This is a genomic window from Frateuria defendens, assembly GCF_001182895.1.
Classification (GTDB): Bacteria; Pseudomonadota; Gammaproteobacteria; order Xanthomonadales; family Rhodanobacteraceae; genus Frateuria_B; species Frateuria_B defendens.
On sequence record NZ_LFQR01000048.1, the window covers coordinates 62,109 to 84,010 of the forward strand.

Here is a 21,902-nt window from a genome sequence, read left to right on the forward strand (position 1 = left end):
AACGGAGTTCCGCCATGACCGCCAAGCCCGCCACCACCGCCTCCGCCGCCTCCGCCGCGACGTTCGACGTCGAGCGCGTGCGCGAGGACTTCCCGCTGCTCGCCCGCCGCGTGCATGACAAGCCGCTGGTGTACTTCGACAACGCCAACACCAGCCAGAAGCCGCGCCAGGTGATCGACGCGGTGGACGCGCACTACCGCGAGCACAACGCCAACGTGGCGCGCGCGGTGCACCAGCTGGGCGAGGAGGCCACCGCCGCCTACGAGGGCGCGCGCGACCAGCTGGCGAAGTTCATCAACGCGCCCTCGCGCGACGAAGTGGTGCTCACCTCCGGCACCACGCAGTCGATCAACCTGGTGGCCTACAGCTACGCGCTGCCGCGTCTCAAGCCCGGCGACGCCATCCTCACCACGGTGATGGAGCACCACGCCAACATCGTGCCGTGGCAGATCGTGGCCGCGCGCGCCGGCGCCACGGTGAAGGCGGCGCCGATCGACGAGCGCGGCGAGCTGATCGTGGAGAAGTTCGTCGAGCTGCTCACGCCGGAGGTGAAGCTGGCCTGCGTGGCGCACGTCTCCAACGTGCTCGGCACCGTCAACCCGGTGCGCGAGCTTGCGCGCGAGTGCAGGCGGCGCGGCATCCCGCTGCTGGTGGACGGCTCGCAGGCGGTGCCGCACCGCCCGGTGGACGTGCAGGCGCTGGGCTGCGATTTCTACGCCGTCACCGGCCACAAGATGCTCGCGCCCACCGGTACGGGCCTGCTGTGGGCCAGGCGCGAACACCTCGATGCGATGCCGCCGTTCTTCGGCGGCGGCGAGATGATCCGCGAGGTGAAGTTCTCCGGCACCACCTTCGCCGAGGCCCCGCACAAGTTCGAGGCCGGCACGCCCAACATCGCCGGCTTCGCCGGCATGGGCGCGGCCATCGGCTACTACCGCACGCTCGGCTTCGACGCCATCCGCGCGTGGGAGGGCGAGCTGCTCGCCTACGCCACCGAACGCCTGCGCGAGATCCCCGGCCTGCGCCTGGTCGGCGAGGCGGCGGAGAAGGAGCCGGTGATCTCCTTCCTGGTCGAGGGCGCCCAGGCCACCGACCTCGCCACCCTGCTCGACCTCGAGGGCGTGGCCGTGCGCTCGGGTCACCACTGCGCCCATCCGCTGATGCAGTTCTACGGCGTGCCCGCCACGCTGCGCGCCTCGCTGGCCTTCTACAACACGCGCGAGGAAGTGGACGCCTTCGTCGCCGCGCTGCTCAAGGTGCGCAAGCTGCTGATGTAGGCGCCGGCCACGGAACGAACTGTAGGAGCGCGCCTTGCGCGCGACCGGGGCACCATGCCGTCGCCGCTGCGTAGGCTTGTCGCGCGCAAGGCGCGCTCCTTATGTCTACAGCGGCGGTGCGCCGTGATGAGAAGAGCTGGACAGGCTTTCAGGCACGGCCATCGGGCAGCTTCCTGACGCGGGTGTTGGCGGGTGTCAGCGGGCGGCCGTCGGCCGCGGCCGGGCGCATGCGCGGGATGGGCTTGCCGCTGGCCTCATCGATCAGCAGCGAGTGGCGCTCCTGCCTGCCGTACAGGTGCTTCTCGCCCCACTGGCGCAGGCCCACCACCACGGGGAAGAGATCCATGCCCTTGCGGGTGAGGCGGTATTCGCCGTAGGCCGAGCCGTCGGAGGCGGCGGCCTCCTCGAGGATGCCGGCCTCCACCAGTTTGCGCAGGCGGCCGGACAGGATGTTGCGGGCGATGCCCAAGCTGTCGAGGAATTCGCCGAAGCGGCGCTTGCCGTCGTAGGCGTCGCGCACGATCAGCAGCGACCAGGCGTCGCCCACCGCGTCCAGCGCGCGCGCCACGGGGCAGGGCGCATGCTTGAGTTGTTCCCTGGCGGCCATGGCGGTCCTCGGTAGTGGCGTTCTTGTTTCGTGGTTGCATTGTAAAACCAGTTTCCACACACTGCATGTAGTTTCTTTTTGCAACTGTGAGGTGGTGTGGACAGTCTGGGGCGCGCGATGCGGGCAGGGGTGGCGGCAGGCGACGGCGCGCTGCGGTTGCTGTTCGCCGCCACCTGCGCCTGGAGCGTGGCCCACGTGTACTACGCCCAGCCGCTGTTCGACGCACTGTCGGCGGAGTTCGGCATTGGCCATGCGGCCATCGGCGCGGTGTTCGGCGTGACGCAGTTGGGCTCGCTGCTGGCGCTGGTGCTGCTGGTCCCGCTGGGCGACCGGGTGCCGCGGCGGCGCCTGGCGCTGGTGCTGGCCGCACTGCTCGGCCTTGCCTCGCTGGCGATGGCGCTGGCGGCGAGCCCGACGATGCTGCTGGCGAGCGCGTTCGCCCTGGGCCTGCTGGGCACGGCGATGACGCAGGGCATGCTGGCCTACGCGGCCGCCTGGGCGCCGCCGGGCGAAGGCGGGCGGATGATGGGCACGGTGGGCGCCGGCGTCATGGTTGGCCTGCTCGCGGCGCGGGCAGTGGCCGGCGTGGTGGCGGACGTGGCCGGATGGCGCGCCCTGTACGCGGGCTCCGCCGCCGTCGCCGTGGTCCTGCTGGCCTTGTTGCGCCGGCGCCTGCCGGCCTTGCCGGCGGCCGGCGCGCCGTCCTATCCGCGTCTGCTGGTCGGCCTGCTGCACGTGTTGCGATACGACCGCGTGCTGCAGATCCGCGGCGGCATCGCCCTGCTGATGTTCGCGGCGCTCGGCATTTTCTGGAGCGCGCTCAGCCTGCCGCTGGGCGCACCGCCGCATGCGCTCTCGCACACGGCCATCGGCGCCTTCGGCCTGGCCGGGCTGGTCGGCGTCTGGGCTGCCGGCCGCGCCGGGCAGTGGGCGGACCGTGGCCGGGGACAGCGCGCGACGGGCGCAGCGCTCTTGCTGCTGCTCGCCGCCTGGCTGCCGCTGGCGGCGATGCGGTTCGGCCTGTGGACCACGGTGCTCGGCGTGGTGCTGCTCGACCTTGCCGCGCAGGCCATCCACATCACCAACCAGAGCATGATCCTGCACGGCCGTCCGGAAGCCGGCGGCCGACTGCTCGGCGGCTACATGCTGTTCTACGGGTTGGGCAGCGGCGGCGGTGCCACGGCCGCCACCGCCGTCTACGCCCGGGCCGGCTGGCCGGCCGTGTGTCTGCTCGGCGCCGCGGTCAGCCTGGCGGCCCTGGTTTTCTGGGCGGCCACGCGGCGCGCCATGCCGCAGGCTTGCCTCCCGCTCGACTCACGGATATCCGAATGACTTCCATGCACCCCCGCTTCCAGCAAGACCTCGCCGGGCTCGACGCGATCCTCGACGAGGCGCGCGCGATCGCTGGCGGCTACCTGCGCGAGTTACCGGAGCGGCCTGCGGCCGCGACCCCGCCGGCGCTGCCCGCGCGCATCGCGCTGCCCGAGCAGGGCGAGGGCGCACTCGCCGTGCTGCGGCGCTTCATGCGCGAGCATGGCGATGCGCTCTCCGGCAGCTCCGGCCCGCGCTACTTCGGCTTCGTCACCGGCGGCGCCACGCCCGCGGCGCTGGCGGCGGATTGGCTGGTGGGCGCCTTCGACCAGAACACCCAGCGCAACGGCGACACCTGCGCCGCGGCCATCGAGCAGCAGGCGGTGAACCTGCTGGGCGAACTGCTCGGCTGGCCGCCGGCGTGGACCGGCGTGTGCGTCACCGGTGCCACCATGGCCAACTACGTCGGCATGGCGCTGGCGCGGCAGTGGGCGGGGCATCGCCATGGCCGCGACGTGGCCGCGGACGGCCTGCTCGGCCTGCCGCCGATCCCGGTGTTCGCCGGCAGCGCGCATTCGAGCACGGTGAAGGCGCTGAGCATGGCCGGGCTCGGGCGTGCCGCGTTGCGCGCGCTGCCTTTGCTGCCCGGCCGCGAGGCGCTGGACGTGGCGGCGCTGGAGCGCGCGCTGCAAGAACACGGCGAGGCGCCGGCCATCGTGGTGGCGAGTGCGGGCACGGTGAACACGGTGGACTTCGACGATCTCGCCGCCATCGCCTCGCTCAAGCGCCGCACCCCCTTCTGGCTGCACGTGGACGCGGCCTTCGGCGGCATCGCCGCGGCCAGCGCGCGCTATCGCCCGCGGCTGGCGGGCATCGGGGCGGCCGACTCGGTGACGGTGGACGCGCACAAGTGGCTCAACGTGCCCTACGACTGCGCGGTGGCCTACACGGCGCACCTGCCGCTGCAACGGGAAGTGTTCCAGAACCACTCCGCCTACCTGCCGCCGCCGCAGGCGGTACCGGACAACTTCCTACACCTGGCGCCGGAGAACTCGCGCCGTTTCCGCGCGCTGCCGCTGTGGGCGAGCCTGCTCGCCTACGGCCGCGAGGGCTACGCCGAACTGGTCGAGCGCAACGCGGCCGCCGCCGCGCGGCTGGGCGAACTGATCGGGGCCGACCCGCGCTTCCGCCTGGCCGCGCCGGTGCGCCTCAACGTGGTCTGCTTCGCCCTGGCCGACGGCGATGCGGCCCGGCTCGCCGCCTTGCGCCAGGCCCTGCACGAGGACGGCACGGCCTATCTCTCGCCCTCCGTGCTCGACGGCCGCCCGGTGCTGCGCGCGGCGCTCTGCAACTGGCGCACGACGGTGGCGGATGTGGAGCGCACTTTCGCGGCGTTGCAGCGGCTGCTTGCCGTGAGCGGCGGGGTGGGCGCAGTCAGCCGGACATTGGCCCGGTAGGCGTGGCGGGTACGTCCTCGACCGTGTGGCCCAGTTCCTGCCCGTAGGCAACCTCGAGCGTATGGCCATCCGGGTCCCGGATCAGGGCCCAGTAGCCGACGGGCGGCCCCGCATCCTCGGGTTCGCGGATGAGGCAGCGATCGGCGCGCGCCAACTCGGACAACCGGTCCACTTCTTCCCGCGTCGGCACGCCGACCCCGAGGTGGGCCATGGGGAGCAGTGGCTTGATCTCGCCCTGTGTCTCGATCAGGACGATGGCGAACGGCCGCGTGCGGTCGCTGACCCAGACCACCCCTGGCCGGCGGTGGACGGGATGCATGCCGGCGTACTTCGCGTAGAAGGCGATGCTGGCCTCCAGCGAATGCACGGGCAGCGCCACGTGGGTGAGGCCGATGTCGGACATGTCGGTGCGCCTGGGCTGGGTAGCGGGCCGGACGAGGCGGTGCAAACCGGGCGCCCCGCCGACGGCGCGATCATGCCGAACACGGGCGGCCAGCGCCAGCGCTGGACGGCGCCCGGCGGCCTGGCGCGCCGTGTCCGGATGCCGGGTGCGTGCGGCCCAGTTGTGCCAGACTTCCGGCCTGGAAAAAGCGCGGGCTCGAACGGGGGAACGACGCCATGCAGTTCTTCGGATTGGAACACTTCGCCGGCCACGTGAACGAGACGTTCGACGTGGCTTTGGACCAGGACGGCGGCTCGGTCTTCACCCTGGTCGAGGCGCGGCCGCTGCCGGTGCAGCGGGCGGTGCCGGGCATGGTGCGGGCGCCGTTCTCGCTGCTGTTCCGGCACGAGTCGGCGATTCTCTTTCCGCAGAAGATCTACCAGATGAAGCATGCGGCGCTGGGCGAGTTCGGCATCTTCCTGGTGCCGGTGGCGCGCGACCGCGACGGCTTCATCTACCAGGCGCTGTTCAACTGACTGCCCGGTCGCGGGCTACGTCCCAGCGCATGGCGCGGTGATGGCCGGCCACCTCGCCGGCCACGAAGCCCAGCCGCTCGTACAGGCGCTGCGCGGCGGCGTTGCCCAGCTCCACATGCAAGGCGAGCGCGGCGAGGCCGGCCTGCCGCGTGGCGGCCTGGACGAGCCCGATCAGCCGGCGGCCGATGCCGCGACCGCGCCAGGCGGGCCGCAGCGCGATGTCAACCAGTACCGCCTCGCGCTCGCCACGATGGACGTATAGACGTCCGATCGGATGCCCGGAGTGTTCGATCACCAGGAAGTCGGCGGGCAGGTAGTGCGTGGTGTAGTGGCGGTGCTGCAGGGCGAACTGGTTGTCGAGAAAGGCCTGCCGGGCCGCCTCGGGCCAGGGCACGGCCGCTAGCTCGGCCGTGCGCAGCTCGCCGTACAGCGTACGCAGGAACGGCAGGTCGCCGTCCTGCGCCGGCCGCAGCTCCACGCCGAGGCCCGCCGGCCCGGACAGCAGTGCGGTCCGGGCCGGCGGGAAGGCGAGCGCCGAGAGGCCGCTCAAGGGCGGCTGGGGTAGGCGCCGGCCAGGGCGATGCAGAAGTTCACGGCCAGGTAGGGCTGCCGGTTCTCGTGGGGCAGCCCGCCGCCGCTGGCGCCCACCACGTTCGGCGGGAAGGCGGTGTCGGGCGAGGCGGCGACGAACGGCTGTAGGGTGGCCGGCGCCACCACGGCGTCGCCGGCGGCCGGGATGCCGTGGCGCTTGCTGGTATCGCGCTGGTTGTAGACCCGAGCCCCATGGGTGTGGCTGGGCATCTGGTTGCCCAGCAGCGTCACGCTCTCCGAGCCGAAGCTCTCGCCGACTGTGCGCGGGGTCAGCCCGTTGCCTTGCCCCTGCGCGCAGGCGGCGCTGCCGCTGAAGTTCGGCAGGGCGAAGTTGTGCTGCCCGTCGCCGCCGAAGATGTTGCCGAGCAGCGAGAACAGTGCCGTGTACTGGTTGAGTGGCATCAGCTGCCCCTGGCACTGTGCCCATTGGCGGGGGGCGAAATTGAAGGCGAACAGCTGGATTTCGCCGAGGAACGGCTCGCTCATCGTGGATTCTCCCTGGAAGCTGTCGTAGTGGACGGCTCAGCCCTGCGAGGGGAAGACGCCGTCGGTGGCGATGCAGAAGCGCACCGTCAGTGTCGGCATGGTGTTGTCGTGGGGCTGGCTGCCGCCGCTGGGGCCGATCATGGTTGCCGCCATGTCGGCGCTGGCGAGGCCGGTGATGTCGCCGGTGTACAGCGTGTCGCTGCTGACCGCACCGAGCTGCACGCCGGCGCCGGGGGTGCTGCTGCCGGCGGTGGCGCTGGTCGCGGCGTAGGGGTGGCTGTGCGCGGGCATCTGACCGGGCGTGAGCGTCACCGTCTCGGTGCCGCCCAGTTCGGCGAGCGTGCGCGGCGTGAGCCCTTGCCCGGTGCCCATGTGCAGGGGGACGCGGCCGCGCAGGTCGGGCAGGGCGAAGGTGGTCTGGCCGTCGCCGCCGTAGAGGGTGCCCAGCAGGGTGTACAGCAGCTCGTAGTTGGAGATGGACAGCAGGCGGCCGTCGCAGTCGAGCCAGCCGACCGGGGCGAAGGAGTAGGGCAGCAGCCGGATTTCGCCGACGTAGGGTGTCGTCATGGTCGTGGCTCCGGCGTCAGTTGCGGGGGGGATAGAGGCCGTTCAAGGCGATGCAGAAATTGAGCACGCCGTAGGGCTGCATGTTCGAATGCGGCCCGCTCTGCCCGGCGCTGTCGAGGCTGGCCGCGTTCAGCACCACCTGCGCGCTGGTGGAAGGCCCGTAGAGGGCCGTGCTGCCGGAACCGCCGAACAGCGCGTTGGTCGGGTTGCGCGTGGTGCCGGCGCTGCCGCTGGCGTTGGCGAGGTGGACGTGCGGCGGCAGCTGGCCGGTCAGCAGCGTCACGCTTTCCGAGCCGCCGAGGTTGCCGACCGGGTAGGTCGTGTTGTCGGTGCCGAGCGGCGTGCGGCCGCGCAGGTCGGGCAGCATGAAGGTGGTGGTGCCGTTGCCGCCGTACTGCACGCCGAGCAGCGCGAACAGCGCCTGGTTCTGCGCGATCGACATGGTGGTGCCGTTGCAGGCGGCGAAGCCCCGGGGCGCGAAACCAAAGCCCGTAAGCATGATCTGCCCGAGATACGGATCTGACATGTGGATTCCCCCTGGTGGTGCCCGGCAGGCGCGTCCTGGTCGCCGGGTCGAATTACTTTTGCGCACCCACGAGTGGCTTGACAAGGGATTCCTGCGCGCGAACACAATGTCGGGTCCGGGGCGTCGGCAAGGGGTAGGATGCCGCGGATGTGCGCGAAGCCGGGAGCGACACGGCGGGTCCTGCGGTGTTGCGCATGTCGATACAGGGGACGGCTAGCGGGAAGCCGTGGCTGCCTGGTTCCATCGCTGGTCGGGCGCTCTCCGGGGCGCGCGGCGCGGTGCGGGGCCGGGTGCGCAACAAGGGGCAAGGACCATGCAGGGTCTAGGGATCTGTCGCACCACGCTGTGGGCGTTGGCGGCGTTCGTTCGTTCGCCGCGCCTGTGGGGGCTATGGTTGCTGGGCGCGCTGATGCTGGCGACGGGGCAGGCGAGGGCGGCGACGTCCGTGGTTTGCGGGCCCTACACCGTTTCCGTCGCCTCCGGCGGCTCCGTCACCATCGACGCCACGGCCTGCGACACGGGCTTCGGGCTGAACGGCGGCGACGCCTCCTCCACCTACGGCACGATCGCCTACAACAACCTCAGCAACCAGGTCACCTACACCAACACCGTCATCGCCGGCGGCGCGGTGCAGGACCACTTCCAGTTCCTGGACGGCGACTCGGGCACGGTGGCCGTAACGGTCAACATCGCCGCGCCCACCTCCAGCATCGCGATCGCCCCGTCCACGCTGCCGGCGCCGCAGGTCGGTGTCGCCTACAATCAGACGCTGACGGCCAGCGGCGGCGCGGGGCCCTACACCATCGCGCTGACCTCCGGCAGCCTGCCGCCAGGCCTGAATTTCAGCGGCGGCACCATCTCCGGCACGCCGACCACCGGCGGCAGCTACAGCGTGACCTTCACGGCCACCGACAACACTAGCGCGAGCGGCACCAAGAGCTACGCGATCACGGTGCCGTCGCCGACCATCACCATTCCCACCACGTTGCCCAACCCCGCGATCAATACGCCCTACAACCAGGCGCTGTCGGCCACGGGCGGCACCGGGCCGTACACCTACTCACTCGAAACCGGCTCGCTACCGGCGGGCTTGAGCCTGTCCCCGGGCGGCGTGATCAGTGGCACGCCCACCACGCTGCAGACCAGCACGTTCACCATCAGGGCCACCGACAGCAGCGCCGGCGGCCCGTACTTCGGCGCGACCAGCTTCACGGTGACGGTGCAGAACCAGCCGCCGGTGGCCAACCCGGTCAGCGCCACGGTGGCCTACGGCAGCTCGGCCAACCCCATCACGCTCAACATCACCGGCGGCACGCCCGCGTCGGTGGCCGTCGGCACGGCGCCGGCGCACGGCACGGCCACGGCCAGCGGTACCTCCATCACCTACACGCCGACGGCCGGCTATGCCGGCAGCGACAGCTTCACCTACACCGCGACCAACGGCTCCGGCACGTCGGCGCCGGCCACGGCGAGCATCACCGTGTCGCCGCCGACGTTGAGCTACACGCCGGCCAATCCGCCCGCGGGCACGGCGGGCGTGCCCTACAGCCAGTCGCTCACCGGCGCCAGCGGCGGCGCCATGCCGTACACCTACGCGGTGACTTCGGGCGCCTTGCCGGCCGGCCTCACGCTGGCCAGCAACGGCACGCTCTCGGGCACGCCCACGGCCGCGGGCACCTTCAATTTCCGCGTCACCGCGACGGACAGCAGCACGGGCACCGGCCCCTTCAGCGTGACCAGCGGCAACCTCACGCTGGTCATCGCGCCGCCCACGGTGTCGGTGTTGCCGCCGGCGCTGCCGGCGGCGACGGTCGGCACGGCCTACGCGCAGACGCTGATCGGCGCCGGCGGCACTGCGCCGTACACCTTCGCGATGTCGGCGGGTGCGTTGCCGGCGGGCCTGGCGCTGTCTTCCTCCGGCGCGCTGTCGGGCACGCCCACGGCGGGCGGTGCGTTCAACTTCACCGTCACGGCCACCGACAGCACCAGCGGCGGCACGTTCGCCGGCTCGCGCGCCTACACGTTCAACGTCAACGCACCCACCCTGGCGCTCAGCCCGGCGCCGGGCAGCCTGAGCGGCAGCGCCGGCGTGCCCTACAGCCAGACGTTCACGGCCAGCGGCGGCACCCCTTCGTACAGCTACAGCCTCACGGTGAACTCGGGCACCCTGCCGACGGGGCTCAGCTTTTCCACTTCCACCGGCACCCTGTCCGGCACGCCCACCTCGGCGGGCACGGCGGGTTTCACCATCACCGCCACGGACAGCAGCACCGGCAGCGGCCCCTACACGGTTTCCGGCAGCTATACGCTGACGGTGGCGGCGCCCACGGTGACGCTCTCGCCGGCCTCGCTGCCCGCGCCGGTGGTCGGCGTCGGCTACAGCCAGAACGTGTCGGCGGCGGGCGGCAGCGCACCGTACAACTATGCAGTCACTGCGGGCAGCCTGCCGGCGGGCCTGACCCTCGCCTCGGACGGCAGCCTGTCCGGCACGCCGACGGCGGGCGGCACCTATAACTTCACCATCACGGCGACGGACGCGCACAGCTTCACCGGCAGCCGCGCCTACAGCGTGACCTTGGCCGCAGCCAGCATCACGCTCGACCCGGCAACCCTGCCGGGCGTCACCGCCGAGGCGGCCTACAGCCAGGCCTTGACCGCCAGCGGCGGCACGGCGCCCTACACCTACTCGCTGAGCGCGGGTTCGCTGCCGCCGGGCATGGCCTTAAGTTCGGGCGGCGCCTTGTCGGGCACGCCCACGGCCGCGGGCACCTTCACCTTCACGGTGCGGGCGACGGACAGCAGCACGGGCACCGGCGCGCCGTTCACCGGCTCGCGCGCCTACAGCCTCACCGTGGCGGCACCGACGATCACCCTCGCGCCGGCCTCGCTGCCCGCGATGCAGGTGGGCACCGCCTACTCGCAGGCGCTGACCGCCAGCGGCGGTACCGGCGGCTACACGTTCTCGCTCGCGGCCGGCGCCCTGCCGCCGGGCGTGGCCCTGTCTTCCGTCGGCCTGCTTTCCGGCACGCCCGTTGCAGCCGGCACGTACAACTTCACCGTCACCGCGCACGACGGCCTCGGCTTCACGGGCAGCCAGGCCTATACCTTGAGCGCGGGCGCGGCGTCGATCAGCCTGAGCCCGGCCTCGCTGCCGGGAGGCACGGCCGAGAGCGCCTATGCCCAGACCATCGTGGCCAGCGGCGGCATCGCGCCCTACAGCTATGCGCTGAGTGGGGGCTCGCTGCCGCCGGGCGTGGCCTTGAGTTCGAGCGGCACGCTGTCGGGCACGCCGACGGCTGCGGGCACCTTCACCTTCACGGTGCGGGCCACGGACAGCAGCACGGGCAGCGGCGCGCCGTTCAGCGCGACGCGCAGCTACAGCGTGACCATCGGCGCGCCGGCGATCGCCGTCACGCCGGCCGCGCTGCCGGCCCTGCAAGTGGCCGCGCCGTTCAACCAGCCGCTGGCCGCCAGCGGCGGCGACGGCAGCTATACCTTCAGCCTTGCTGCCGGCGCGCTGCCGGCGGGCATCGGCCTGAGCAGCGCCGGCGTGCTGTCCGGCACGCCGACGGCGGCGGGCTCGTTCACCTTCACGGTGAGCGCCCAGGACGGCCACGGCTTCACGGGTAGCCAGGCCTACACGGTCAACGTGGCGGCGCCGACGCTCGCGCTGGGCCCGGCCACGCTACCGGCGGGCATGGCCGAGGCGGCGTATGCGCAGAGCCTCACCGCGACGGGCGGCGTGGCGCCGTATGCGTACAGCGTCAGCGCCGGCGCCTTGCCGGCGGGGCTTAGCCTCAACGCCGCCACCGGGCAGTTGTCGGGCACGCCGAGCGCGGCGGGAAGCTTCAGCTTCACGGTGCGCGTCACCGACAGCAGCACGGGTGCCGGCGCGCCGTTCAACGCCACGCACAGCTACACGGTGAGCATCGGCGCGCCGGCCATCACCGTGACGCCGGCCACGCTGCCGGGCGGCCAGGCCGCCGTGGCCTACCACCAGCAGCTCGCGGCCAGCGGCGGCGACGGCAGCTATGCCTTCAGCGTGTCGGCGGGCACGCTGCCGGCCGGCCTGAGCCTCAGCGCCGCCGGCCTGCTCGCCGGCACGCCGGGCGCGGCGGGCAGCTACAGCTTCACCATCACCGCCACCGACGGGCTGCACTTCACCGGCAGCCAGGCCTACACGGTGGCCGTCGCCCAGCCGGTGCCGGTGGCGCAGAACGACAATTTCAGCATGCCCGCGGACGCGCCGGCGACGATCGCGGTGACCGCCAACGACGCCGGCCCGATCGCCAGCATCGCCATCGCCCAGGCGCCCGCGCACGGCAGCGCCAGCGTCAATGGCCTCGATGTGGTCTACACGCCGGCCACCAACTACTACGGCAGCGACACGCTGACCTACACGGCCATCGGCCCCGGCGGCACCTCCGTGCCGGCGACCGTGTCCGTCACGGTGACGCCGCTGGCGGTGCCGACCGCGGCGGCGCAGGCGGCGACCGTGCTCGCCGGACAGGCGGTGACGATCCACGCCGCGGCGGGCGCCACCGGCGGGCCGTTCACGGCGCTGCACGTGGTCGATCCGCCCTCGACCGGCCAACTGGCCGTCAACGGTACGGACATCGTCTACACGCCGGCGGCGGACGCCACCGGGACGATCGGCTTCGACTACACGCTGAGCAACGCCTTCGGCGCCTCCGCGCCGGCGCGCATCACCCTCACGGTGAATCCGCTGCCGGTGCCGGCGGCGCTGAGCGCCGAGGCGGTCGCGGGCACCACGGTGCACATGGACCTCACCGCCGGCGCGCGCGGCGGCCCGTTCACCGGCGCCCGGGTGCTCTCCGTTTCACCAAGCAATGCGGGCACCGCCAGCGTCCGCGCCACGGCCACCGGCTACCGGCTGGACTTCACCGCGTCGGCCACCTTCAGCGGCGCGGCGCAGCTCGGCTACACGCTGAGCAATGCCTACGCGACCTCGGCGCCGGGAAGCATCACGGTGAGCGTGACGGCGCGCAGCGACCCGTCGAAGAACGCCGAGGTGCTCGGTATCCTGGAGGCGCAGGCCGACGCCACCCGGCGCATGGCCATCGGGCAGATCGGCAACTTCCAGCGCCGGCTGGAAAGCCTGCACGGCGGGGCGGCCGCGATCGGCGGCTTCAGCAACGGCATCACCTTCAGCTCGGCCGGCGCCCGGCAGCAGCGCGACCCGCTGCGCCAGGGGCCGACGGCGGGCGACGACTGGGAGCGCCTGGGCATGGTGCAGCCCGACGCCGCCGCCGCGCCGCCTTCGGGCGAGCGCGCCGGGAGCGCGAGCCTACCGGGCGACGTGTCGATCTGGACCGGCGGCGCGGTGAACTTCGGCAAGAGCCAGCCGGGCAGCAGCGACGACGGCATCGACTTCACCACCTCGGGGGTGAGCGTGGGCGCCGACAAGCGGGTGAGCGAGGCCCTCGCGCTGGGCATTGGCCTGGGCTACGGCCACGACACTTCCGACATCGGCCGCAACACCAGCCGCAGCACGGTGGACAGCTACAACCTGGCCCTCTACGCCAGCTACCGGCCGTTCGAGGCGGTGTACGCGGACGCGCTGGTGGGCTACCAGTGGCTGTCGTTCGACGCCCGCCGCTACGTCACCGACAACGGCAACACCGTGCGCGGCAGCCGCGACGGCAAGCAGCTGTTCGGCTCGTTCTCGCTGAGCTACGAGCACCGCAGCGAGGGCATGCTGCTGTCGCCCTACGGCCGCCTCGACATCGCCCGGGCACATCTGGACGGCTATACCGAGCACGGCGACGAGGTGTTCGCGCTGGCTTACCGCGGGCAGACGGTGAAGACCAGCACCGGCACGCTCGGCCTGCGCGCGCAGTGGTCGGCCAAGCGCGACTACGGCATGTGGCTGCCGCAGCTGCGGGTGGAGTTCGGCCACGACTTCCAGGGTTCGAGCCAGGCCGTGATGCGCTACGCGGACCTGCTGGACGGCCCGCTGTACCGCGCCACGCTCAACAACCAGTCGCGCAACCACACCCTGCTCGGCGCGGGCCTGCAATTGCAACTGCTGCGCGGCTGGCTGCTGCGGTTCGAATACCAGAACCTGCTCGACAACAGCAGCCGCGACAACCAGTCGGTGCTGCTGGGGGCGGAGAAGAAGCTCTAGCGGCAGGCCGGCGGGCGCCGCCCAGGGCGCCCGCCGAGCCTTCACCCGGGCGCGGCGCCCAGTGCGGCGGCGGTCACTGGCACGTCCCGGCGCCGGTGAAGTTCTTGTAGTCGATCACGCGCTGCGGGTCGTTCCAGAAGTTCTTGTAGGTGATGTACGCATTGGGCATGAACTTCGGCGTGCCGCAGACCGCGTAGTCGGTGGGCGCGAACTGGCTGGAGCTGCTGAAGGTGATGAAGGCGTTCGCCACGCCGCCGTCGCGCGCGACGTGGCAGGTGCGGCAGGATTTCGCATACACGTTGCGGTACACGGCGGGGTCGCCGCCGGCGCTCCAGCCGGGCGGCACGTTGGCCTGCGAGGGTTTCGTGCCCGGGTTGAAGCCGCCCGGGTACCAGTTGTCGATCAGTGTCTTGATCGCGCTGCTGCCGGGCTGGACGTCGTGCACCAGCTGGTTGAGCGTGGCGAAGGTGGTCAGCTCGGCGGCGCTCAGGCTGTTGCTGTCCGGCGCGGGCGGGTAGTCCCAGGAACGGCCGCCGGAATACTTGAACGACTGCAGGTCGAACTCGCGGAAGCGCGATTGCAGGGCGTTGTTGGCCGTGCCGTCGTAGGAGCCGCCGTGGCAGACCAGGCACAGGTGCGGCACCGACTTGGGCCCGAGCCCGTCCAGGTCGGCGAACTTCAGCTTGCCGGCGGCGGCGGGGTCGCCGCCCGCGTACACGTAGAAGCGCACGCGGCGGTCGGCGGGCTCGCTGCTCCTGTACTCCATCGCCACCGTCGCGCCGCGCCTGGCCGGGTCCTGGCTTTCCGCCGCGTCCGCGTTGGCGGGGTTCTGGTCGGGCGCGCCGTAGTTGGTCACGTAGCAGGCCAGGTCGGCGCCGGTCTGCTTGCAGTGCATGTCGCGGCCGAAGCCCAGGTCGTTGTGGTTGAGGTAGGCGGCCCGCGTGCCGCCGCCGCCGTCGGCGGCGAAGCCATGCTGGGTCCACCACGCCGCCAGCGTGGGGAAGGTCGCGTTGCCCGGGTCGAGGGTGTTGTAGTAGTCGGTGGCCACCTGCTCGCCGTTGGCCGGCGCGAACTGGCCGAACGGGCCGGTGAGGAAGGCGGGCCGGCCGGTGGCGTCGATGTCGCCGTAGTAGGGCAGGTTCACCGGGTCGGCCTCCAGCGTGATCGCGTCGCCGCACTCCGCGTAGGGGTAGGGCGGCCAGAGGTTGTTGCCGGTCATCTTCGGGCGCGGCGCGTCGGTGTTGACGATGTTGTTGAGCAGCACCACCTCCTGCCCGCCGTAGGTGCCGCGCAGCTCCAGCCGCAGCGTGTTCGGCGCCGGCGCCGGCGGCGCGTAGGGGATGCGGTAGATCGCGTGGTACTGGTCGCCGTTGAGCGCCGTCTCCTTCACCTGCACCGCGTTGCCGCCGTAGGAGACGTAGGCGCGGACGACGAGATTGCTCCAGCCGCTCAGCGAGGCGCCGAGCGTGAAGCGCACGCAGGTGGCCTGCGCCGGGTCATTGCCGGCGACGTCCATGTTGAGAGTGGAGAAGTGCCGGGTCTTGCCCACGTACATCGCGCCCTGCCGCGTGGCGGTGTCCTCCTGCACCCACAGACCGCGGCCCTGGTCGAACGACCACAGCGCGATCGAGGCGGGCGCCGAGGCCTGCTGCTCGGGCGGGATCGGCACGCGGATCTCGGCGCTGCTGCCGGGCTTGAGGTTGAGCGGCCGGCCGGCGACGTCGCGGAACTGCGCGTAGAGCGCGCCGTAGCTCAGCAGCTCGGCCGGCGCGTTGGCGGCGTCGGTGGCGCGGTAGTCGCCGGGCAGGGCGCGGCGGGCGGGGTTGAGCGTGGCGAACTGCACCGAGACGGGCCCCTGCGCCGGGCGTTGGCCGGCGTCCACCAGCGCGCCGGCCGGCAGGATCAGCCGGGCGCCCTCGCGCCGGCACGGGCGCGCGTAACGGTCCGTGGCCTGCTGCATGGCGAGCGTGGCCCGGCGGTCGTGGCCGGGCAGCGGCCGTGCCGGCGCCTTGCCGCCGCAGGGGCCGCTGCTGCGCGTGTCGGTGACGTCGATGACGCCCGCCGGGTCCGCGCTGGCGGCCTGCACGCGGATCAGCGGATAGACGTCGCCCGCGGCGGCCTTGTCGTGGACGCGCGCCAGCAGCGCGTACTGCGGGTGCGAGACGGTGAGCACGTAGCGCTCCGGCGCGACCGCCGGCGCGGTCTTCAGGCTGAACCAGCCCTGCGCGTTGGTGGTGGTGCCGGCGCCGTTCACCGCCACCGCCGCCTTGGCGACGGGGGCGGCGGTGACCTCGTCGATCACGCGCCCGGCGAAGACCACCTCCCGGCCCCCCACCGGCAGGTCGAAGCGCTTGTAGGCATAGCCGCCCTTGCCGTCGCGGGCCATCAGGTAGAGCGTCTGCAAGCCCGCCTGCGCGCCGGTGGTCCATGGCTGCTGCGCCGCGTTGACGGCGGCCAGCGGGCCCGCGTCCTCGGCGGGTTTCCAGATGTAGTCGAGCGGGTCGTTCTCGGCATCGCGCACGCTGGCCGCGATCTTGATCGCCGCGCCCGTGCCGGCGCGGGTGATGCCTCGCGTGCCGTCGAAGGCGGCGATGCCGGCCACCCGCGGCGCATGGTTGGGCAGCGTGAGGTTGGCCGCGGCCGGCGCCTCGCCGGCCGACACCAGCGCCTGCGCCTGGGCCTTCTCGCAGGCGGCGCGCACCTGGTAGCGGTCGGCCTTCAGCCCGGCGAACACGTATTCGCCCTCGGTGTTGGCGCGCATGGCCGGCTGCACCGGATGCTGGCGGCTGTCGAACAGGACGACGCGGGTGGACACGTCCAGGCCGAAGAATGCATCGCTCACCCAGCACGGCCGGTTGTCGGCGGTGAGCACCTTGCCGTAGACGAAGCCGCCCTTCGCATGGACCGGCACGACCTGCAGGTACACCGCATCCGGGCCGGCCCTGAAGCGGCCGCCGCAGCCGGCGCCGATGCCCGGCGCCTCCCAGCAAACGGTGTAGATGCCCGGCGCCGGCGCGGCGAGGTGGAAGCGTCCGTCGAGCTGGGTCTTGCTCCTCGGGCCGGCAGTGCCGGACGCCGCCTCGCGCAGGAACACGTCCACGTCCGGCAGCTCGATCCGCCGTGCCGACGGCACGGCGGCGGCCGGGCCCGGGTTTGGGTCGAGCATCAGGGTGAGCGTGCCGGCCACCGGCACGGCACCCGTCGGGCGCGGCAGCTGGCTCTGCGCGTGGGCGAGGCCTATGAGCAGGCAGAACCCGAGACACGCCCGCGCGAACCGCCGCGCGCGGCACCTCCCGCCACTGGATGTAGCCATGATGTGCTCCTTGGATTCGCTCGAAGCGGCCCGTTCTCCCGCGCCGACGGCGCGAGGCTTGGCCTTTCCCCTGGAATGAGGCCGCCCTCCCCGGTCGGCCCCTGGTGCAGTGCCGGGCCCGCGCCGCCGGCATGGCCGGGCGGCGCGGACGCCGTGGCCGCGGGGCCGGTCAAGGCGGCGGGCGGGCGGCCGAGGGGTGCCAGAAGGCCTTGGCCTTCGGCGACCACGGCAGGCGCTGTGCGCGCCGGCGCCCCTCGTTGCCGCGAACGTGCGTGGCGTGGATTCCCTGGGAGACGGGGTGGCCGCGGCGCACTGCGCAGAGCGCGCGCGCGGCACGGGCCGCGCGGGTGCAGCCGACCGGCGGCGCGGGGCGCCTGGCGGTCCTGGCGTGCTGGCGGGGCTCAGTCATGCAGCGTTCTCCACTTTCCAGTGGACCGGCTACGGCGCGACGCGATGCGTGGTGCGGCTTCCAACGACCGGGTGAGCGCGCCCCAAGTGCGGTTCGCCCCGGCGACGAGCGCCGATCCGTCGGCGGCCCCGGGGCTGGGGCAGGTGCAGCGGCCGCGCGGCGAAGCGGGCGCGGCGGTGAGGCGTATTAGGCGTCCGCCTCGCGTAAAGCCGGCGTTACCGCGCGGGGAACTTTCGGGCTCGGGGCGAGAACTGCTTCACAGGAATCGCATTCAGCCGTCCCGGCGCTCCGGCGGGGCGTTCGATACCGCCGTATAGACGGCCATTTCCTTGGCCAGATGGTCGAACAGCGCGCGGTTGCGCAGGCTGGCCTTGAGGTCCTCGTGCATCACCACCCAGACGTCGAGCCTGGGCAGGCGCGTCTGCGGCAGCAGCTGCACCAGCCTGGCATCGCGCCGGGCGACGCCGACCTGGCAGATGCCGATGCCGTAGCCGGCGCGCAGGGCGGCCAGGGCGGCGAGGTCGCTGTCGGTGCGCAGGCTGAAATGCTCGCGCGCGTAAGGCAACGCGCCGACGGCGGGGCGCAGTGCGCGGACATAAGGCGCCTCGTTGTCGAAGCCGATCAGGCTGTGCCCGGCGAGTTCGGCCAGGCTCCGTGGCCGGCCGTGGGCCTTGAGGTAGCGGCGGTGGGCATAAAGGCCCAGCGGCGAGGCACCGGCGTGGCGGGCGACCAGTGCCTGCTGGGTGGGGCGGACCATGCGCACGGCGATGTCCGCATCCTTGCGCAGCAGGTCGGCGGAGCGGTTGGACAGCACCAGCTCGATCACGATGCCCGGGTGCTTCTCGCGGAACGCGGCGAGGATCGGCGGCAACACCTCGGCGCCGATCACCTCGCTGGCGGTGACGCGCACCGTGCCGCGGATCTCCTCCTTGCCGGCGGAGGCCGCGCGGTGCAGCGCCGCCGAGGCGGCGGCCATGGCCTGCGCGTGCGGCACCAGCGCATGGGCGATCTCGGTGGGCGCGAGCCCCTGCGGCGAGCGGGCGAACAGCGCCACGCCCAGCGCCGTTTCCAGTTCGCGGATGTGCCGGCCGAGGCTGGGCTGGGTCATGCCCAGCGCGCGGGCGGCGGCAGAGAGGCTGCCTTCGCGCATCACGGCGAGAAAGGAGCGGTGCAGGTCCCAGCTGGGGTTTGTCCTGGTCATGCAAAAATGTATAGCAGACGTTCGCCAATAGGTAATTTTCATAGACCGTTGCCGCCCGCAAGCTGGTGCCTCCATGAGCGAGGATGGTGCGATGGCGGTGGAGCGGACGGCATTGGTGGTGGGGGCCGGCGGCGGCGTCGGCGGGGAGATGGTGCGGGCGTTGTCGCGCCGCGGCTGGCGGGTGCGCGCGCTGGCCCGCTCGGCGAAGCCCGCGACGGTGCCGGATGCCGTCGATTGGCATCGCGGCGATGTGATGCAGGCCGAAGACGTGCGCCGGGCCGCCGAAGGCGCGCAGGTGATCGTGCACGCGGTCAACCCTCCCGGCTACCGCGGCTGGGGGCAGCGGGTGCTGCCGATGCTGGACAGCACGCTGGCCGCGGCGCGGGCCGAACGCGCGCGCGTGCTGCTGCCGGGCACGGTCTACAACTTCGGCCCCGAGACGTTTCCGCTGGTGGCCGAGGACGCGCCGCAGCGGCCGCCCACGCGCAAGGGCGAGATCCGCGTGGCGATGGAGCAGCGCCTGGCCGCGGCGGCGGACGGGGGCGTGCGCACGCTGATCCTGCGCTGCGGCGATTTCTTCGGGCCGCACGCCGGCAACAGCTGGTTCTCCCTGGGGCTGCTCAAGGCGGGCGTGCCGCCGCGCCGGGTGTCTTATCCGGCCGCGCCCGAACACCGGCACGCCTGGGCCTACCTGCCCGACGTGGCCGAGACGGCCGCCCGCCTGCTGGAACGCGAAGACGAACTGGCCGAAGTCGAGTGCTTCCACTTCGGCGGCTACTGGCTCGACGGCCACGAACTGACGGCGGCCATCGCCTGCGCGGCCGGCCGGCCGGGCCTCCGGCTGGCGCGCTTTCCCTGGTGGCAGGTGGCGCTGGGCGCGCCCTTCAACGAGACGCTGCGCGAGCTGCGCAAGATGCGCTACCTGTGGCGCGAGCCGCTGCAACTGGACGACCGCAAGCTGCGGGCCGTCCTCGGCGGCTCGCCGTACACGCCGCTGGAGGAGGCCCTGCGCATCACCCTGGCCGGCATCGGCTGCCTGCCGCCGCCTCAGCGGCCGTAGGCCCGGCGCAGGAAGGGCGGCAGCATGCGCTTCCACGTGGCCTGGTTGTGCTGGCCGTCCTGCCAATGCACCAGCGTGACGTCGGCGCGGCGGGCCGAGGGCGCCGGGTCGATGGCGACGGTGTAGCCGAGCTGGCGCAGGCCGCGCGTGCGGAAGCCGTCGCCGTCGCGGTAGCCCTCGACCAGGTCATCCAGGTCGTCCACCGCGTCGATCACGCCCTCGCCGTCGCGGTCACCGCTTTCCTCGGCGCCGCCCACGGCGAACCAGAACGCGAGCCCCTTGCGCGGCGGGCCGCGGTCCGCCATCGCCTGCGCCAGCCGGGTGTGCTGGATGCGGCGGGCGTCCGTGCGGTCGCCGGCCAGCCAGAACGAGGGCGAGAACGCGCCCCCGCGGCCGAACAGTTCCGGGTACTCCCAGGCGAGGTTGAAGGCGTTGAGCGCGCCCAGCGACCAGCCGAGCAGGCTGCGGCCGCGGGGCGTTGCCTGGGTGCGGTAGTGCGCGTCGACCCAGGGCACCAGCTGGGTGGCGAACCAGGCGGAGTAGTCCTGCGCATGGCTGCCGATGGGGCCGATGCGCGAGCCGCCGACCACGCTGCGCCCCATGGCGCGGTCGGAGAGCCCGTAGGCGTCGGCGCGGTCGGCCGGCATGTCCACCGCCACCACGATCACCGGCCGGATGGTGCGCTCGCGGTACAGCGCGGCGAGCGTGCCGGAGAGGTCCACCGCGTCCATGTCCTGGCCGTCGTTGGCGTAGAGCACCGGGTAGCGCCGGCCGCGATGCGGGGCGTAGCCGGGCGGCAGGTACACGCTCACGCGCAGCGGCGCCGGCGACACGGCGGGGGCGTCGAGCGGGAAAGTCCACGGCGGCGCGCCGCCGGCGTGCGCCGTGCCGTGCAGGGCGAGCATCAGCAGGACGACGAGGGGGCCGCGCAGCCGCCTGAAGTACGAGGGACGCATGCCATGCCATGTCGAAGGAAGGAGGCCCGTGGCGCGCAGTGTGCCTGCGAAGGCGGGGGCGATGCAGTGCCGCGGCACTCGCGGTGCGTGCGGTCGCAATGCAAGTAGGCGGCGATGCCGCGTCCGGCGCCGCGGTCCTTGCGCTGCGTGCGGCGGGAAGCGCCGGCGGGACGGTATCATGGGCGGATGACCTCCTCATTTTCCCCCGTTTTCAGGAGCGCCGCCCCGGCCGATGCCGAAGCCGTCGTGGCGCTGGTCGAATCCGCCTACCGCGGCGACGCCAGCCGACGCGGCTGGACCACCGAGGCGGACCTGCTCGACGGCCGCCGCACCAACGTCGAGGACGTGGCCGCGCTGATCGCCGGGCCGCAGGGCCGCATCGTGCTGCTGGAGCAGGGCGGCCGCCTGCGTGCGAGCTGCCAGCTGGAACGGCAGGGCGAGGTAGCCTATTTCGGCATGTTCGCGGTCGACCCGGCCTTGCAGGGCGACGGCCTGGGCAAGGCGTTGCTGGCCGAGGCCGAGCGCATCGCGCGCGAGGAATGGGGCTGCCGCGCGATGCGCATGGCGGTGATCGTGCAGCGCGAGGAGCTGATCGCCTGGTACCTCCGCCGCGGCTACCGCCGCACCGGCGCATACCAGCCTTTCCCCTACGGCGACGAGCGCTTCGGCCTGCCGCGCCGCGACGACCTGCGCTTCGAGGTGCTGGTGAAGGATCTGCAGGCATGAGCACGGACATGACCGGCTGGGTGGAAGTGGCCGCGCGCAGCGAGCTGCTGCCCGGCGAGTTCAAGGTGGTGTACGACGGCGACACGCCGATCGCGGTGTACAACATCGACGGCGAGCTGTACGCGGTGGAAGACGTATGCACCCACGACGGCGGCGACCTCGCCGGCGGCACGGTGCACGGCTACGAGGTGGAATGCCCGCGCCACGGCGCCCGCTTCGACCTGCGCAGCGGCGCGGTGACCTGCCCGCCGGCCTACGAGCCGATCGCCAAGTTCCCGGTGCGCGAGGTGGACGGGCTGATCTGGACGCGCGACGACCGCTGAAGGGTGGTTTGCTGAGAGTCTGTTCG

18 protein-coding genes are annotated in these 21,902 nt (G+C 72.6%); 8 read left to right on the forward strand and 10 right to left on the reverse strand.

Annotated features, from left to right (window positions below; genetic code table 11):
• The first annotated feature begins 14 nt into the window (after positions 1-14).
• A complete protein-coding gene (locus ACH65_RS08010; RefSeq protein WP_049622056.1) occupies positions 15-1,277 on the forward strand; it encodes a cysteine desulfurase in 1,263 nt (420 codons plus the stop codon).
• Between the two features lie 148 nt (positions 1,278-1,425).
• On the opposite strand, the gene ACH65_RS08015 is transcribed toward ACH65_RS08010, so the two are convergent.
• Positions 1,426-1,884, reverse strand: coding sequence for a winged helix-turn-helix transcriptional regulator (locus tag ACH65_RS08015; protein ID WP_049622057.1), 459 nt, complete (start codon positions 1,882-1,884; stop codon positions 1,426-1,428).
• A 96-nt stretch (positions 1,885-1,980) separates the two neighbouring features.
• Between ACH65_RS08015 and ACH65_RS08020 the strand changes: the two genes are divergently transcribed.
• Together ACH65_RS08020 and ACH65_RS08025 are read left to right on the forward strand one after the other, a co-directional pair.
• Complete coding sequence (locus ACH65_RS08020; protein ID WP_237561474.1) at positions 1,981-3,216, forward strand: MFS transporter; 1,236 nt, start codon at positions 1,981-1,983, stop codon at positions 3,214-3,216.
• Positions 3,213-4,652, forward strand: coding sequence for a pyridoxal phosphate-dependent decarboxylase family protein (locus ACH65_RS08025; RefSeq protein WP_202594168.1), 1,440 nt, complete (start codon positions 3,213-3,215; stop codon positions 4,650-4,652). Before ACH65_RS08020 ends, ACH65_RS08025 begins: the two co-directional genes overlap by 4 nt.
• Here ACH65_RS08025 and ACH65_RS08030 read toward each other — a convergent pair.
• Positions 4,630-5,055 (reverse strand): VOC family protein, encoded by a 426-nt coding sequence (locus tag ACH65_RS08030; RefSeq protein WP_049622059.1) that lies wholly within the window; start codon positions 5,053-5,055, stop codon positions 4,630-4,632. The genes ACH65_RS08025 and ACH65_RS08030 overlap by 23 nt on opposite strands.
• Before the next feature lie 215 nt (positions 5,056-5,270).
• Between ACH65_RS08030 and ACH65_RS08035 the strand changes: the two genes are divergently transcribed.
• Complete coding sequence (locus ACH65_RS08035; protein ID WP_049622060.1) at positions 5,271-5,570, forward strand: DUF6916 family protein; 300 nt, start codon at positions 5,271-5,273, stop codon at positions 5,568-5,570.
• Here ACH65_RS08035 and ACH65_RS08040 read toward each other — a convergent pair.
• The 4 genes from ACH65_RS08040 to ACH65_RS08055 are packed head-to-tail and all read right to left on the reverse strand — an operon-like array spanning position 5,563 to position 7,740.
• A complete protein-coding gene (locus tag ACH65_RS08040; RefSeq protein ID WP_053096210.1) occupies positions 5,563-6,120 on the reverse strand; it encodes a GNAT family N-acetyltransferase in 558 nt (185 codons plus the stop codon). The genes ACH65_RS08035 and ACH65_RS08040 overlap by 8 nt on opposite strands.
• Positions 6,117-6,647: a phage tail protein gene (locus tag ACH65_RS08045; protein ID WP_049622061.1), complete on the reverse strand. Its 531-nt coding sequence runs from the start codon at positions 6,645-6,647 to the stop codon at positions 6,117-6,119. The genes ACH65_RS08040 and ACH65_RS08045 overlap by 4 nt, the downstream gene beginning before the upstream one ends.
• A 36-nt stretch (positions 6,648-6,683) precedes the next feature.
• The gene (locus tag ACH65_RS08050) at positions 6,684-7,214 is read right to left on the reverse strand and encodes a phage tail protein (RefSeq protein WP_049622062.1); all 531 of its coding nucleotides are present in this window, start codon (positions 7,212-7,214) and stop codon (positions 6,684-6,686) included.
• Between the two features lie 16 nt (positions 7,215-7,230).
• Complete coding sequence (locus ACH65_RS08055; RefSeq protein ID WP_049622063.1) at positions 7,231-7,740, reverse strand: phage tail protein; 510 nt, start codon at positions 7,738-7,740, stop codon at positions 7,231-7,233.
• Between the two features lie 313 nt (positions 7,741-8,053).
• Between ACH65_RS08055 and ACH65_RS08060 the strand changes: the two genes are divergently transcribed.
• A complete protein-coding gene (locus ACH65_RS08060) occupies positions 8,054-13,888 on the forward strand; it encodes a putative Ig domain-containing protein (protein ID WP_082190203.1) in 5,835 nt (1,944 codons plus the stop codon).
• A gap of 73 nt (positions 13,889-13,961) precedes the next feature.
• Here the strand turns inward: ACH65_RS08060 and ACH65_RS08065 are convergent, their stop codons facing one another.
• The 3 genes from ACH65_RS08065 to ACH65_RS08070 form a co-directional block, all read right to left on the reverse strand.
• A complete protein-coding gene (locus ACH65_RS08065) occupies positions 13,962-17,201 on the reverse strand; it encodes a carboxypeptidase regulatory-like domain-containing protein (protein WP_153242522.1) in 3,240 nt (1,079 codons plus the stop codon).
• Between the two features lie 169 nt (positions 17,202-17,370).
• Positions 17,371-17,610 carry a hypothetical protein gene (locus tag ACH65_RS20275; RefSeq protein ID WP_161805602.1) on the reverse strand — a complete coding sequence of 80 codons (240 nt, stop codon included), beginning with the start codon at positions 17,608-17,610 and terminating at the stop codon, positions 17,371-17,373.
• Between the two features lie 271 nt (positions 17,611-17,881).
• Positions 17,882-18,811 (reverse strand): LysR family transcriptional regulator, encoded by a 930-nt coding sequence (locus ACH65_RS08070; protein ID WP_049622065.1) that lies wholly within the window; start codon positions 18,809-18,811, stop codon positions 17,882-17,884.
• Between the two features lie 91 nt (positions 18,812-18,902).
• Between ACH65_RS08070 and ACH65_RS08075 the strand changes: the two genes are divergently transcribed.
• Positions 18,903-19,871: an NAD-dependent epimerase/dehydratase family protein gene (locus ACH65_RS08075; RefSeq protein WP_049622066.1), complete on the forward strand. Its 969-nt coding sequence runs from the start codon at positions 18,903-18,905 to the stop codon at positions 19,869-19,871.
• Here ACH65_RS08075 and ACH65_RS08080 read toward each other — a convergent pair.
• Positions 19,859-20,827 (reverse strand): alpha/beta hydrolase, encoded by a 969-nt coding sequence (locus tag ACH65_RS08080; protein ID WP_049622067.1) that lies wholly within the window; start codon positions 20,825-20,827, stop codon positions 19,859-19,861. The genes ACH65_RS08075 and ACH65_RS08080 overlap by 13 nt on opposite strands.
• 186 nt (positions 20,828-21,013) lie before the next feature.
• Between ACH65_RS08080 and ACH65_RS08085 the strand changes: the two genes are divergently transcribed.
• Both ACH65_RS08085 and ACH65_RS08090 read left to right on the forward strand, forming a co-directional pair.
• Positions 21,014-21,553 (forward strand): GNAT family N-acetyltransferase, encoded by a 540-nt coding sequence (locus ACH65_RS08085; protein ID WP_049622068.1) that lies wholly within the window; start codon positions 21,014-21,016, stop codon positions 21,551-21,553.
• A gap of 8 nt (positions 21,554-21,561) precedes the next feature.
• On the forward strand, positions 21,562-21,876 hold the full coding sequence (locus ACH65_RS08090; RefSeq protein WP_049622102.1) for a non-heme iron oxygenase ferredoxin subunit: 315 nt from the start codon (positions 21,562-21,564) through the stop codon (positions 21,874-21,876).
• Positions 21,877-21,902 lie beyond the last annotated feature (26 nt).

Coding starts and splice junctions, on each gene's coding strand:
- ACH65_RS08060 (WP_082190203.1), top strand. CDS start 8,054: ATGCAGGGTCTAGGGATCTGTCGCACCACGCTGTGGGCGTTGGCGGCG.
- ACH65_RS08045 (WP_049622061.1), bottom strand. CDS start 6,647: ATGAGCGAGCCGTTCCTCGGCGAAATCCAGCTGTTCGCCTTCAATTTC.
- ACH65_RS08015 (WP_049622057.1), bottom strand. CDS start 1,884: ATGGCCGCCAGGGAACAACTCAAGCATGCGCCCTGCCCCGTGGCGCGC.
- ACH65_RS08080 (WP_049622067.1), bottom strand. CDS start 20,827: ATGCGTCCCTCGTACTTCAGGCGGCTGCGCGGCCCCCTCGTCGTCCTG.
- ACH65_RS08070 (WP_049622065.1), bottom strand. CDS start 18,811: ATGACCAGGACAAACCCCAGCTGGGACCTGCACCGCTCCTTTCTCGCC.
- ACH65_RS08050 (WP_049622062.1), bottom strand. CDS start 7,214: ATGACGACACCCTACGTCGGCGAAATCCGGCTGCTGCCCTACTCCTTC.
- ACH65_RS20275 (WP_161805602.1), bottom strand. CDS start 17,610: ATGACTGAGCCCCGCCAGCACGCCAGGACCGCCAGGCGCCCCGCGCCG.
- ACH65_RS08025 (WP_202594168.1), top strand. CDS start 3,213: ATGACTTCCATGCACCCCCGCTTCCAGCAAGACCTCGCCGGGCTCGAC.
- ACH65_RS08055 (WP_049622063.1), bottom strand. CDS start 7,740: ATGTCAGATCCGTATCTCGGGCAGATCATGCTTACGGGCTTTGGTTTC.
- ACH65_RS08075 (WP_049622066.1), top strand. CDS start 18,903: ATGGCGGTGGAGCGGACGGCATTGGTGGTGGGGGCCGGCGGCGGCGTC.
- ACH65_RS08010 (WP_049622056.1), top strand. CDS start 15: ATGACCGCCAAGCCCGCCACCACCGCCTCCGCCGCCTCCGCCGCGACG.
- ACH65_RS08030 (WP_049622059.1), bottom strand. CDS start 5,055: ATGTCCGACATCGGCCTCACCCACGTGGCGCTGCCCGTGCATTCGCTG.
- ACH65_RS08085 (WP_049622068.1), top strand. CDS start 21,014: ATGACCTCCTCATTTTCCCCCGTTTTCAGGAGCGCCGCCCCGGCCGAT.
- ACH65_RS08090 (WP_049622102.1), top strand. CDS start 21,562: ATGACCGGCTGGGTGGAAGTGGCCGCGCGCAGCGAGCTGCTGCCCGGC.
- ACH65_RS08065 (WP_153242522.1), bottom strand. CDS start 17,201: ATGGCTACATCCAGTGGCGGGAGGTGCCGCGCGCGGCGGTTCGCGCGG.
- ACH65_RS08035 (WP_049622060.1), top strand. CDS start 5,271: ATGCAGTTCTTCGGATTGGAACACTTCGCCGGCCACGTGAACGAGACG.